General features: G+C 60.8%; 13 protein-coding genes. 3 read left to right on the forward strand and 10 right to left on the reverse strand.

Annotated elements, in window-relative coordinates; translation table 11 throughout:
- Positions 1-43: 43 nt before the first annotated feature.
- The 10 genes from thiI to pyrR form a co-directional block, all read right to left on the reverse strand.
- Positions 44-1,288 (reverse strand): tRNA uracil 4-sulfurtransferase ThiI, encoded by a 1,245-nt coding sequence (thiI, locus tag AB5767_RS00090; protein WP_368132292.1) that lies wholly within the window; start codon positions 1,286-1,288, stop codon positions 44-46.
- Entirely contained in the window at positions 1,289-1,570 is a 282-nt protein-coding gene (locus AB5767_RS00095; RefSeq protein ID WP_035138532.1) for a DNA-directed RNA polymerase subunit omega, read from the reverse strand.
- 5 nt (positions 1,571-1,575) lie between these two features.
- Positions 1,576-2,145, reverse strand: a complete 570-nt coding sequence (gene gmk / locus AB5767_RS00100; RefSeq protein ID WP_138374178.1) for a guanylate kinase — start codon at positions 2,143-2,145, stop codon at positions 1,576-1,578.
- Positions 2,146-2,454, reverse strand: coding sequence for an integration host factor, actinobacterial type (gene mihF, locus AB5767_RS00105; protein ID WP_006236130.1), 309 nt, complete (start codon positions 2,452-2,454; stop codon positions 2,146-2,148).
- 239 nt (positions 2,455-2,693) lie between these two features.
- On the reverse strand, positions 2,694-3,410 hold the full coding sequence (gene pyrF, locus AB5767_RS00110; protein ID WP_006236129.1) for an orotidine-5'-phosphate decarboxylase: 717 nt from the start codon (positions 3,408-3,410) through the stop codon (positions 2,694-2,696).
- Positions 3,404-4,312 carry a dihydroorotate dehydrogenase gene (locus tag AB5767_RS00115; protein ID WP_368132593.1) on the reverse strand — a complete coding sequence of 303 codons (909 nt, stop codon included), beginning with the start codon at positions 4,310-4,312 and terminating at the stop codon, positions 3,404-3,406. The genes pyrF and AB5767_RS00115 overlap by 7 nt, the downstream gene beginning before the upstream one ends.
- 14 nt (positions 4,313-4,326) lie before the next feature.
- The gene (locus AB5767_RS00120; protein WP_368132592.1) at positions 4,327-5,094 is read right to left on the reverse strand and encodes a dihydroorotate dehydrogenase electron transfer subunit; all 768 of its coding nucleotides are present in this window, start codon (positions 5,092-5,094) and stop codon (positions 4,327-4,329) included.
- Between the two features lie 116 nt (positions 5,095-5,210).
- Positions 5,211-6,500 (reverse strand): dihydroorotase, encoded by a 1,290-nt coding sequence (locus tag AB5767_RS00125; protein ID WP_368132591.1) that lies wholly within the window; start codon positions 6,498-6,500, stop codon positions 5,211-5,213.
- The gene (locus tag AB5767_RS00130) at positions 6,484-7,428 is read right to left on the reverse strand and encodes an aspartate carbamoyltransferase catalytic subunit (protein ID WP_035138537.1); all 945 of its coding nucleotides are present in this window, start codon (positions 7,426-7,428) and stop codon (positions 6,484-6,486) included. The genes AB5767_RS00125 and AB5767_RS00130 overlap by 17 nt, the downstream gene beginning before the upstream one ends.
- A 4-nt stretch (positions 7,429-7,432) precedes the next feature.
- Complete coding sequence (gene pyrR / locus AB5767_RS00135) at positions 7,433-8,017, reverse strand: bifunctional pyr operon transcriptional regulator/uracil phosphoribosyltransferase PyrR (RefSeq protein WP_006236123.1); 585 nt, start codon at positions 8,015-8,017, stop codon at positions 7,433-7,435.
- A gap of 451 nt (positions 8,018-8,468) precedes the next feature.
- Here pyrR and rpmB point away from each other — a divergent pair, with 451 nt between their 5' ends.
- The 3 genes from rpmB to AB5767_RS00150 all read left to right on the forward strand — a co-directional run bounded on the left by rpmB (position 8,469) and on the right by AB5767_RS00150 (position 12,675).
- Entirely contained in the window at positions 8,469-8,657 is a 189-nt protein-coding gene (gene rpmB, locus AB5767_RS00140) for a 50S ribosomal protein L28 (RefSeq protein WP_022094725.1), read from the forward strand.
- A 516-nt stretch (positions 8,658-9,173) separates the two neighbouring features.
- Complete coding sequence (gene adhE / locus AB5767_RS00145) at positions 9,174-11,822, forward strand: bifunctional acetaldehyde-CoA/alcohol dehydrogenase (RefSeq protein ID WP_117797767.1); 2,649 nt, start codon at positions 9,174-9,176, stop codon at positions 11,820-11,822.
- Positions 11,823-11,910: 88 nt separating this feature from the next.
- Complete coding sequence (locus tag AB5767_RS00150) at positions 11,911-12,675, forward strand: aminoglycoside phosphotransferase family protein (protein WP_035138543.1); 765 nt, start codon at positions 11,911-11,913, stop codon at positions 12,673-12,675.
- Positions 12,676-12,707: the final 32 nt, after the last annotated feature.

Genomic DNA, 12,707 nt, shown 5'->3' on the forward strand with positions numbered 1-12,707 from the left:
AAAAGACCGACGATGCAGACGCATCGTCGGTCTATGCACAAAATTACTCGTGATCTTGGTAAATCTCACGCGGAGCAAGCTCCGAATGTTTGCGCTTTAAGGTCTTAGGGGCCTTATACGTGTTGCTCTCGAAGTCGATGTACTCGGCCTGCTTGAGCAGGCGCTCGATCATCTCCTCGTGATCGAACAACTCCCAGGCCTCATGCACGGCATCGAGTTTAGCGTGCGTCTCGGGACGGCGCGGCATAAACAGCGTGCAGCAGTCGGGAGCGGCCTCAGTGGAGATATCGAACGTACCGATCTCCTCGGCGCGCGCGATGATCTCCTGCTTGTCCGAACCGATGAGAGGGCGGAACACGGGGATCTTCACGGCCTCGTTGACGGCCATGATATTCTCAAGCGTTTGGGAGGCAACCTGCCCAAGCGATTCGCCCGTAACGATGGCCTTGGCACCCTCGATGTGCGCAATGCGCTCAGCAACCGAATACATAATGCGGCGATACATGATCACGCGCAGGTTGCTGGGACAGGTGACCGAAATCTCACGCTGGCAGTCGCCAAACGGCACTACGTACAGTCGGCCGATCTGGACACCCGGCTCAAGCGCACGGATGATGTCCTGCACCAAATACTCGCTCGTATCGGGCGTCTGCGGACGACCGGAGAAATGTACCGGCACGCACACCGCGCCGCGACGCGCGAGCATCCAGGTCGCCACCGGAGAATCGATACCCGAAGAAAGCAGCGTCACGACCTTGCCGGCAGACCCCACCGGAAGACCACCCACGCCGCGCTCAGAGCGCGCATACACATAGACGCTACCCTGGACCACCAGTACGTGCACCATCGCATCGGGGTCGTGCATTTGAACCTTTTTATCGGGGAAGGCCTCGCACAGCACCTCGCCCACCTGACGATTGATGTCAATCGAGGTGAGCTCATAATCGGTATTGGAGCGCTTGGCGTGCACCTTAAACGAATCGAAGGAACCAAACTCGCGCAGCGCCTTCACGGCGGCGGCACAGTACTCCTGAGGGTCGCGATTGGTGTGATACGCCAAAGACACACGAGCAACGCCGGGAACGGTGCGAATGACACGCGCCGCCTCGTCGGCCTGATGCTCGTTAAAGGTCACGAGGATATAACCGGAAATTCGAGACACGGCATTCACGGAAAAGGCGGCCAAGGCCGCCTTGATGTTATCCATGAGGATATGCTCAAAATGTGCGCGGTTCTTACCCTTCAGTCCAACCTCGTGATAGTGGACCAGGCAGACGCGAGCCGCCACTTAGGCTTCAGCAACCTTGTGGCCGAGCGCCTTCTCGTAACGGGCCTCGTCATAAGAGATGTCGCCGTCGACAATCTCGTCCATGGCCATCGAGATGGTATCGGCACCGGAAAGCCCGATGGTGATGTCATCGACATCCTGGACGGCAAGCACACGGTTGTGCTGGCCACGCAGCATGCTATTGATGTCGCAGGCGCGCTTGGAGGCAAGCGAAGCGAGCAGGAAGCGGTTGTGATCGGTCTTCTCCAGAAGATCGTCAATGCAAGGCTTTACAACGGACACGGACCTCAGATCCTTTCATGCATATCGAGAACGCGAACGAGCTCATCGGTCGCGCGGTCGAGATCGTCATTCACCACGACGTCGTCGTAGCGGTCGGCAAGGGCAAGCTCATCGGCGGCGTTTGCCATACGCAGCTCAATCGTCTCGGGCGTCTCGGTACCGCGACCGACTAGACGCTCGCGAAGCACCTCGAGCGAAGGTGGCTTGATAAAGATCAGCACGGCCTCGGGGAAACGCTCCTTCACCTGCAGGGCACCCTGGACATCGATCTCCAAGATGAGAGACGAACCAGAGGCGAGCTTGGACTGGACCTCGCTCACCAACGTGCCGTAGCAGTTACCGTGGACCTCGGCCCACTCAACAAACTCACCGTTTGCCACGCGGCGGTCGAACTCCTCGCGCGTCAGAAAAAAGTAGTTGACGCCGTCGACCTCACCTTTGCGTGGTGCTCGCGTGGTAGCCGAAACCGTCAGGCCCAGGTTCGAGCGGCGCTCGCGCACACGAGTGACGAGCGTACCCTTGCCTGCGCCTGACGGTCCAGAAATCACAAAGAGCTTGGAATCCTGAGCGCTCACTTATTTGGTCAGCTGCTCGAGGAGCTGCTCGCGCTGACGGACGCCGAGGCCCTGGACGCGACGGGTAGCGGAGATACCGAGCTCCTCCATGATCTTGGCGGCCTTGGCCTTGCCATAACCAGGGAGAGACTCGATGAGGGTGGAAACCTTCATGCGGGAAGCGATGGGGTCATCGGAGTTGAGCACGGACTCGAGGGACTTCTCGCCCTTCTTGATCTGCTCGCGAAGCTCAGCGCGGGCGTGACGTGCGGCAGCAGCCTTCTCAAGAGCCTGCTTGCGCTGCTCATCGGTAAGCTGAGGGAGTGCCATTCGTACCTCCAAATAGTTGGGTTATATCTGATTCAATAATTGGCATTTTAGCACGTAGAACGTACAAAATGCCCAATCGCGGCTCCATAGGTTAGACGATACCCGCAAAAAGTGCAATATACTGCGCCCAAAGTTAAGCCCCTGACCTGCGATTCCACACAAAGGATGGGAAAGTTTACGCAGGCACAGGGGCTATTTTGTGCTAATGAGACCCAAAAGTGGTGACTTAGGGGAATCTTTTACGCGACGTTTTCGACCAGCTCGGCGACGATGGCGTCAAAGGCGGCAACCGGATCGTCGGCACCAGTGATGGGACGGCCCACCACAATGTGGCTTGCGCCTCGCTCGATAGCCTGGGAAGGCGTCGCCACGCGAGACTGGTCGCCTAAGGCGGCACCCACCGGACGCACACCCGGAGTCACGATCAGGGCATCAGGACCCAGCAGCTCACGCATGTCGTGAGCCTCCATCGGCGAGCACACAATGCCATCGATGCCGCTGGCCTGAGCGAGCTTTGCCAGGCGGGCGGCCTCCTCGGCCACGGGCGACTCGACGCCGATCTCGCTCAAGGCATCCTGATTCATGCTCGTGAGCACGGTGATGGCGACGAGCTTGGCGCGGTCCTCGCGCGCCTCCTCGGCACCCTCGCGGCAGGCAGCGAGCATGGCGCCCGAACCCAAGCCGTGAACCGAGAGCAGGTCGGCACCGGCAAGCGAGGCCGAACGGGCGGCACCGCGAACCTGATGCGGAATATCATGGAACTTAAGGTCAAGGAAGACCTTAAAGCCCAGGTCCTTAAAGGTCTTGACGATCTCGGGGCCCTCAGCGTAATAGAGCGTCATACCAACCTTAAGCCAGGCGGCATGGCCCGAAAGCTCGTGGGCGAGCTCGAGCGCACGCTCACGATCGCAGTCGAGGGCGACGATTACGCGGTCGCGGGCATCGGTCTCTAGCATTCGAAAGCACCTACCAGCTCGTTGATGTCCTTTACGCCCTGGGACTCGGCCCAGGCCTCGAGCTCATGCGCGATCTTGAGCGAAGCGCACGGATCGACGAAGTTGGCCATGCCAACCGACACGCAGGTGGCACCGGCCAGGATAAACTCGGCCGCATCCTCGCCGGTCATGACACCGCCGACACCGTTGATGGGGATATCGACGGCCTGGGCAACCTCCCAGACCATGCGCACGGCGATGTGGTGGCACAGCGGGCCCGAAAGGCCGCCCTTGGGCTTGGCCACGCGGGACTTGCGGGTATGGACGTCGATGGCCATGCCCTGGATGGAGTTGATAACTGAAAGGCCGTCGGCACCGGCAGCCTCGAGGGCCCTGGCGATCTCGGCGACGTTGACCGGCGCCATCTTCACGAACAGCGGCTTATCGGTCACCTTACGGCAGGCAGCCATAACGGAAGAGGCGCCCTCGGGCGTGGAGCCCATGGCGGCACCGCCGGCGGCGATATTAGGGCAGCTCACGTTGATCTCGTAGCCGGCAGCCCAGGGGCACAGCTCGACATACATCTCGAGTGCGCGGACAAACTCGTCAACGGAGTGGCCGGCAACCTGACAGATGACCTGGCAGCCGTCCTTGGACAGCTGTTCGAGCCACGGACCGGACTCGCGGGCAAAGGCGGCCACGCCGGGGTTCTGAAGGCCCACGGAGTTGATCATACCGCCGGGAATCTCGGCCATGCGGGGCGCGGGATTGCCGGGCCAGGGCTCGGCTGCGCAACCCTTGGTGGTGATGGCACCCAGCTGGGAGACATCAAAGAAGTTCTGGAACTGCCAGCCGTAGCCAAAGGTACCGGCTGCGGTGTTGATGGGGTTTTGCATCTTGACGCCGCCGAAATCGACGGCCATGTTCACGGTACCCACTAGAAGACCACCACCTTGGAAGCATCGAACACGGGGCCGCACATGCAGGCGCCCTTCATACCGTCGACCGTCTCGACATTACAGGTGTTGCAGGCGCCAAAGCCGCAGCTCATCATGCGCTCGAGCGACACCTCGCAGTACGCACCGGCCTCGGCGGCAGCGGCGGCGACTTTCTTCATCATGACGGCGGGACCGCAGCTGGCGACATAGTCGTAGCCGCCCTCGCTAAGCAGCTCGGCAGCAGGATCGGTGCAAAAACCGTGCGTGCCCAGCGTGCCATCGTCGGTGCACACATTAACCGTGGCGCCCAGCGCGCGGAACTCGTCGATGCCCACGGCCTTGGAAGCGGTGCCAAAGCCCAGGCACACGTCCACATCAACACTCTGCTCGGCAAGCATACCGGCAAGACACAGCACAGGCGGAACACCGATGCCACCGGCGACGAGCAGGGCCTTCCTGGTGCCCTCGGGTACCATCCAGCCACGGCCACCGGGGCCCAGCAGGTTAGAGGAGGAGCCAGAGCCCATCTGGGACAAACGACGGGTATCGTCGCCCACGACGGCGTACCACAGCTCGACGGTGCCGGCCTCGGCGTCGGCGCGGTAGTAGCTCAGGGGCACGCGAAGCAGCGAGGACGCATCACCGGGTACGGCGATGTTCACAAACTGACCGGGCTTGAGCGCACTTGCAAGCTTGGGGGCCGAGATGACGAGCGAGAAGACGCCGTCGGCAATCTCCCGGTTCGAGACGACCTCGAAGTCGTGCATGCGTGCAGTGGAAGGTGTGGGCATAAACGCTCCAATCCCCCATGCGGTTGCATGGTCCAAACGAATAGAAAGCGCGGCACCGCAAGGGCGCCGCGCACAAAAGCGATAAGGCTATGCTAGCAGATGCAGCCGTCGGCAAGCGTCTGTTTACCGCCGACAAATACATCGGTGGCACGACCGGTGAGCGTGCGGCCGGCAAAACCGGAGTTCTCGGCGCGCGACTCGTAACCGTCCTCGCCAACCGTCCAGGTTGCGGAGGGGTCGAACACGGTCAGGTCGGCAACGGATCCCGCCTTGACCTGAACCTGGTCGAGACCCAGGATTTCACGCGGTTTGATGGCCATGAGCTCGACCATGCGGCCCATGCTCATCTTGCCCGTGTTGACCAGCTCGGTGAGCACGAGCGACAGCGAGGTCTCGAGACCGATCATGCCAAAGGGCGCAAGCTCGAACTCGCGGGCCTTCTCCCACGGGGTGTGGGGAGCGTGATCGGTGACGATAACGTCGACGGTGCCGTCGATGACGCCCCGACGGATGGCCTCGGCATCTTCCTCGGTACGCAGCGGCGGATTGACCTTGAGCGAGGTGTTGTAGGTCTCGTCCAGGTCGTTCTCGGTCAGGAACATGTGGTGCGGAGTGGCCTCGCAGGTAACCTGAACGCCAGCGGCCTTACCGGCACGCACGAGCTCCAGGCCATGGGCGGTGGAGATGTGCTGGATGTGCAGCTTGGCACCAGTCAGCTTGGCGATCTCGATGTCGCGGGCGATCTGGAGCTCCTCGCCGGCAGCCGGCCAACCCTCGAGAGCCAGACGGGTCGAGACCTTGCCCTCGTTGATCTGGCCGTGGCCGACCAGGTCCTCGTCCTGGCAGTGGCTCATAAAGACCTTGCCGAACATCTTGCCGTAGTCCATGCAACGACGGAGCATGCCCGCGCCCTGCACGCCGCGACCGTCGTCGGTGAAGGCGACGGCGCCGTGGGCGACCATATCGCCCATCTCGGACATGGCCTCGCCCTTAAGACCGCGGGTCATGGCGCCCGACGGATAGACGCGGCAGTGACCGACCTCGGCAGCACGGGACTTTACGAACTCCACGACGGTGCCGTTATCGGTGACGGGATCGGTGTTGGGCATGGAGCACACGCCGGTAAAGCCGCCCTTGGCAGCTGCGCGGGTACCGCTCTCGATGTCCTCTTTGACCTCGTAGCCGGGCTCGCGAAGGTGAACGTGCATATCCACCAGGCCGGGGACGAGGTACTTGCCGGAAAGGTCGCGGACCTCGGCTCCCTCGACGGCGAGATTCTCGCCGACCTCGGCGATCTTGTCGCCGTCAATCAGGACGTCAACGACACCGTCAAGCTCGACGGACGGGTCGACGACGTGGGCATTCTTAAGAAGCAAGGCCATTATCGGCACCTCCAAGCAGCAGATACAGGATAGCCATACGCACGCAGATACCGGCGTAGACCTGCTCCAGGATGACGGAGCGTTGCGGGTGGTCGGCCATATAGGAATCGAACTCGACGCCGCGGTTGATGGGGCCCGGGTGGCAGATAATCGCGTCGGGCTTCATGAGCTTCTCGCGGTCCTTGGTCAGACCGAAGAGCTTGTGGTACTCACGAATGGTCGGGAACGGGGCACCCTCGAGACGCTCCTGCTGCACGCGCAGCATGTAGACGACGTCCAGCTCGGGCAGGACGGAATCGAGGTCGCTCGTCACGTGGTCGCAGCCCAGGACCTCGGGCGCCGGCGGCAGCAGCGTGCCGGGGGCGACGGCGTAGGTCTCGCAGCCCATGATCTTAAGGGCGGGGATCAGCGAGCCGCAGACGCGGGAGTGCGCGATATCGCCGACGACGGCGACCTTCAGACCGTGGAAGTCACCCTTGTGCTCCCAGATGGTGTACAGGTCGAGCAGGGCCTGCGTGGGATGGTTGTGCTTGCCGTCACCGGCGCAGATGACGCTCGCGGGCGAGTTCTGCGTGACGATGTAGGGAGCGCCGGCGTGCTTATCGCGCACGACGATGCAGTCGATCTTGTAGGCGTTGAGGGTCTCGACGGTGTCGACGAGGCTCTCGCCCTTGACCGTGGAGGTCGAGGAGCCGCCAAAGTTGAGGCTGTCGGCCGAAAGACGCTTCTCGGCGAGCTCGAAGGAGCTGCGGGTGCGCGTCGAGGGCTCGTTGAACATGTTGACGATGGTCTTGCCCTTGAGCGTGGGGACCTTCTTGATGGCACGCTCGTTGACCTCGGAGAACGCCTTGGCGGTCTCGAGGATGAGCTTGATGTCCTCTTCGGAGTACTCGGTAATGTCGATCAGGTGCTTATGGTTGAACGCCACGGTACTACTCACCTCCCAGCGGCGCGGAGCCCACGTGGGAACCCGGCGCGACGTCGTTAATCTCGACAGCGGTGTGGCCGTCGACTTCCTTCATATATAGGTGCACGTTCTCCTCATGCGACGAGGGAACGTTCTTGCCGACAAAGTCCGGCGAGATGGGGAGCTCGCGGTGGCCGCGGTCAACGAGGACTGCCAGCTCAATGCGGCTCGGACGGCCCAGGTCCATGACGGCGTCGAGAGCGGCGCGGATGGTACGGCCCGTATACAGGATGTCGTCCACCAGCACGACGCGCTTGCCATCGACGCTGAAGGGAATGTTGGTAGCGTGGATCGCGGGAGCGAAATTGGTCGCATAGTCATCGCGGTAGAAGCTGATGTCCAGGCTGCCGAGCGGAACGTCGACGCCCTCGATCTCCTTGATCTCCTCGGCGAGCTTCTTTGCCAGAAGGTCGCCGCGCGTGACGATGCCGACCAGAGCGAGGTCTTCACAGCCCTCGTTGCGCTCGAGAATCTCGTGCGCGATGCGGGTCATCGCTCGATTGACGGCGGTCTCGTCCATGATGACCGCCTTGGGGGAAGTCGTGCCCATCGATCTCCTTCCTCACATGTCTTGACTGCTGACACAGTCAAAAAAATAGATGCCCGACCGCTTAAAGCGGACCAGACACCCACAGGAAGGGCTGCTCTTTGGCAGCTATGTAATTCCATGTGGGTATCTCGTACCCCTTTAATGGTCAAGGGATAGTGTAGCCAACCTCGAGCTTAATTGCGAGCATTAATACAGAGCAATCCGTAAACGGAGCCCAATGCTCAATAAACCTATATATATTTGTGGGACGAGCTTGAAAACGCACGCACGAGCTGGCATAATCCCCTCTGCTGCACGCAAATCGGATCTACGTCCAGGGCCGTGGCGTGAGCACTATCGCCAAAAGAGGAATATCTCTGTGTAGATTACGCACAGGGAGTTGCTTCTGTGCTATAGTTCAGGCTTGTTTGTTAACGCGACATGTTCGTTTGTCGCCCAAGGAGGGTCAGTTATGTCCAAAGTTTGCGAAGTTTGCGGTAAGCACCCCGTTGCCGGTCGCTCCATCAGCCACTCTCACCGCGTCACCAACCGTAAGTTCCGCCCCAACATCCAGCGCGTCTACGTCGTCGTCGATGGTCACCGTCGTAAGATGAACGTTTGCTCCACCTGCCTCAAGTCTGGCAAGGTTGCGCGCTCCTAAATAAGGTCTTACCAACAAGTACCTCGGACTCTCCGGGTCAAAGACCTCGCGTTCATATAGAACTTACCAAAGGCGCCCTCCCCTACGGAGGGCGCCTTTTTGCACTCATTTGGGACAGACTTACATGAGTGTTTGCAGATGTCAAAGGGATCGTAGCCCAGCTGGTATGCCCTGTAGCTTGACCAGCGGTACGCCTCGATTGAGCCAAGCGCACCTTTCACGAGATTGAGACGAATATAGTCGAGCAGCTGCACCGCCTGCGTGTCTGACTCAACCGCGACCCGCGAATAGCAATTGTCAAAAAGATGCCCCGTTCTTCCCGTTTTCCGATTGAAATTCTCATGTAAGTCCGTCCCCAATAAGCGGGGAGATGCAGTAGGCAGATAGTTCTAGTTAAAACGCTTCATTTTATTGAAGCGTTTTAGTGTGCCTTTTAGAGGAATCTGGCCGTTCACCGAATTATTTCTTGCTATCATGCAAGGCGTAGGGTAAATCTCCGATCGCAAGGAGACACAAATGGTGAAAAAGTCACCGGAAAACACTACTCCCGCAATTGTGGACAACGTAGAGGCGCTTGAGGCTAAGCTCGCTCAGATGCGAGAGGCCCAGGCGCTTTTTGCTACGTACACGCAGGAGCAGGTCGACAAGATCTTCTATGAGGCCGCCATGGCCGCCAACAAGGCTCGTATCCCGTTGGCGAAGATGGCCATCGAGGAGACCGGCCGCGGCGTTCTTGAGGACAAGGTCATCAAGAACCACTACGCCGCAGAGTACATCTACAACGCTTACAAGAACACCAAGACCTGTGGTGTCCTGGAGCGCGACGAGGCTTACGGCATCACCAAGATCGCCGAGCCCATCGGCATCGTGGGCGCCGTCATCCCGACGACCAACCCCACCTCCACCGCAATCTTCAAGACGCTGATCAGCCTGAAGACCCGCAATGCCATCATCATCTCCCCGCACCCGGCTGCCGCCAAGTGCACCATCGCCGCTGCCAAGCTCGTGCTTGACGCCGCCGTCAAGGCCGGCGCCCCCGAGGGCATCATCGGCTGGGTCGATGTCCCCTCCATCGAGCTGACCAACATGGTCATGCGCGACGTCGACATCATCCTCGCCACCGGTGGCCCGGGCATGGTCAAGGCCGCTTACTCCTCGGGCAAGCCCGCCCTGGGCGTTGGCGCCGGTAACACCCCGGTCGTCATCGACGACACCGCCGACGTGCTGCTCGCCGTCAACTCCATCATCCACTCCAAGACCTTCGACAACGGCATGATCTGCGCTTCCGAGCAGTCCGTGACCGTCATCGACACCATCTATGACCAGGTCAAGGCCGAGTTCCAGAAGCGCGGCTGCTACTTCGTCAAGCAGGGTGCCGAGATGGAGGCCCTGCGTGCCGCCATGTTCAAGAACGGCGCTCTCGACCACCGCATCCCCGGCATGGCTGCCGCCAAGATCGCCGAGCTCGCCGGCATCGAGGTTCCCGCCAAGACCAAGATCCTGATCGCCGAGGTCACCTCCACCGACCCCGCCAAGGAGGAGTTCTCCCACGAGAAGCTCTCCCCGGTCCTGGCCATGTACCACGCCAAGGACTTCCAGGAGGCCGTCGACAAGGCCGAGCACCTGGTGCTCGCCGGTGGCCCGGGCCACACCGCCTCTCTGTACGTGCACCCCGCCCAGGCCGAGAAGATCAGCCTGTTCGAGCACGTCATGAAGGCCTGCCGTATCGTCATCAACACCCCGTCCTCGCACGGCGGCATCGGTGACCTGTACAACTTTGGCATGAAGCCGTCTCTGACCCTGGGCTGCGGCTCCTGGGGCGGCAACTCCGTCTCCGAGAACGTTGGGGTGAAGCACTTGATCAACGTTAAGACTGTGGCCGAGCGCCGTGAGAACATGCTTTGGTTCCGCGCTCCCGAGAAGGTCTACTTCAAGAAGGGTTCCACGCCCGTCGCCCTCGACGAGCTTGGCAACGTCATGGGCAAGAAGCGCGCCTTCATCGTCACCGACCAGTTCCTCTTCAAGAATGGCAACACCCGCGCCATCGAGGCCAAGCTCGACGAGATGGGCATCGCCCACGACTGCTTCTACGACGTCGAGCCCGATCCGTCGCTGCAGTGCGCACGTCGCGGCGCCAAGCAGATGGCTCTCTTTGAGCCGGACGTCATCATCGCCGTCGGCGGTGGCTCCGCTATGGACGCCGGCAAGATCATGTGGATGATGTACGAGCACCCCGAGTGCAAGTTTGAGGACATGGCCATGGACTTCATGGACATCCGCAAGCGTATCTTCACCTTCCCCGAGATGGGCAAGAAGGCCTACTTCGTCGCCGTCCCGACCTCTTCGGGTACCGGCTCCGAGTGCACGCCGTTCGCCATCATCACCGACAAGGAGACCGGCATCAAGTGGCCGCTCGCCGACTACGCGCTGCTCCCCAACATGGCTATCGTCGACGCCGACAACTGCATGACCGCCCCGCGCGGCCTGACCGCTGCCTCCGGCATCGACGTCATGACCCACGCCATCGAGTCCTACGTCTCCATCATGGCTTCCGACTACACCAAGGGCCTCTCCGAGCGCGCTGCCAAGCTCGTCTTCGAGAACCTGCCCTCCAGCTTCACGAACGGCGCCAAGGACCCGCACGCCCGCGAGGAGATGCACAACGCCTCCTGCATGGCCGGTATGGCCTTCGCCAACGCCTTCCTGGGCCTCAACCACTCCATGGCCCACAAGCTCGGCGCTTTCCATCACCTGCCCCACGGCCTCGCAAACGCTGTCATCCTGACCCGCGTCATGCGCTACAACGCCGCCGAGGCTCCCGTCAAGATGGGTACCTTCTCCCAGTATCCTTACCCCAACGCGCTGCACAACTACGCCGAGATGGCCAAGTACTGCGGCATCGAGGGCAAGGACGACAAGGAGGTCTTCGAGAACTTCATCACGAAGCTCGAAGAGCTCAAGGACTTCATCGGCGTCAAGAAGACCATCGCCGACTACGGTGTTGACGAGCAGTACTTCCTCGACACCCTCGACGAAATGACCGAGCAGGCATTCAACGACCAGTGCACCGGCGCCAACCCGCGCTACCCGCTCATGAGCGAGATCAAGGAGCTCTACCTGGACGCCTACTACGGCCGCGAGCCCCAGGATTACGCCGTCTGCTAGTTTTAGCACGGTTTTTAACGGCGGGGGTGCACGGGTGTTTCACACACCCCCGCCGTCGCTTCTATCGCATCGTTGAAAGGATGCAACCATGCTGCTACCCGATTCCAAGACCGAGCTCGTCCGCCGTGGCAACAAGGTCGTTTACGACCTGGGCGACAAGATTGTCAAGGTCTTTAACGAGACCAAGCCTGTCTCCGACGTGTTCAACGAGGCTTTGAATCTTGCCCGCATCAATGAGTGCGGCATCCGCAGCCCCAAGGCGCTCGAGGTTTCCCAGCTCGAGAACGCCAACGGCTGGGCGCTCGTGACCGAGAAGGTTCCGGGCACCACCCTTGCCGAGAAGATGACTGCCGAGCCCCAGCGCTTTGGTGAGTACCTCGAGATGTTCGTCGACCTCCAGATCGAGATCCACGGCTACACCTCCCCGCTGCTCAACCGTCAGCGCGACAAGTACGCCCGCATGATCGACAGCCTTGATCAGCTCAATGCCACCACGCGCTACAACCTTCAGGAGCGTCTGGACGGCATGACCAAGGAGTTCAAGGTCTGCCACGGCGACTTCAACCCCTCCAACGTCATCGTCGGCGACGACGGCCAGCTCTATGTGTGCGACTGGGCACACGCCACCCAGGGCTCCCCTGCTGCCGACGTTGCCACCACCTACCTGCTCTTTGCCCTCAACAGCAAGGATCAGGCTGAGGCCTACCTGGAGCTCTACTGCGACCGCGCCGACATGCCCATGCAGGTCGTGCGTCAGTGGACGAGCATCGTCGCCGCTTCCGAGCTCGCTCGTAAGCGCAACGTGAACGATGAGTTCCTGAAGAACTGGATCGACGTCGTCGATTATCAGTAATATCTGAGCGATTTATTTCGCATCGGAGGCAC

The organism is Collinsella aerofaciens (genome assembly GCF_040926265.1).
Lineage (GTDB): Bacteria > Actinomycetota > Coriobacteriia > Coriobacteriales > Coriobacteriaceae > Collinsella > Collinsella aerofaciens_BB.

What these genes read in the sequence shown, in the direction of transcription:
- mihF (WP_006236130.1), bottom strand. Translation starts at nt 2,454, where the DNA reads ATGGCACTCCCTCAGCTTACCGATGAGCAGCGCAAGCAGGCTCTTGAG.
- pyrF (WP_006236129.1), bottom strand. Translation starts at nt 3,410, where the DNA reads ATGCTAGAGACCGATGCCCGCGACCGCGTAATCGTCGCCCTCGACTGC.
- AB5767_RS00115 (WP_368132593.1), bottom strand. Translation starts at nt 4,312, where the DNA reads ATGGCCGTCGATTTCGGCGGCGTCAAGATGCAAAACCCCATCAACACC.
- AB5767_RS00120 (WP_368132592.1), bottom strand. Translation starts at nt 5,094, where the DNA reads ATGCACGACTTCGAGGTCGTCTCGAACCGGGAGATTGCCGACGGCGTC.
- AB5767_RS00125 (WP_368132591.1), bottom strand. Translation starts at nt 6,500, where the DNA reads ATGGCCTTGCTTCTTAAGAATGCCCACGTCGTCGACCCGTCCGTCGAG.
- pyrR (WP_006236123.1), bottom strand. Translation starts at nt 8,017, where the DNA reads ATGGGCACGACTTCCCCCAAGGCGGTCATCATGGACGAGACCGCCGTC.
- rpmB (WP_022094725.1), top strand. Translation starts at nt 8,469, where the DNA reads ATGTCCAAAGTTTGCGAAGTTTGCGGTAAGCACCCCGTTGCCGGTCGC.
- adhE (WP_117797767.1), top strand. Translation starts at nt 9,174, where the DNA reads ATGGTGAAAAAGTCACCGGAAAACACTACTCCCGCAATTGTGGACAAC.
- AB5767_RS00150 (WP_035138543.1), top strand. Translation starts at nt 11,911, where the DNA reads ATGCTGCTACCCGATTCCAAGACCGAGCTCGTCCGCCGTGGCAACAAG.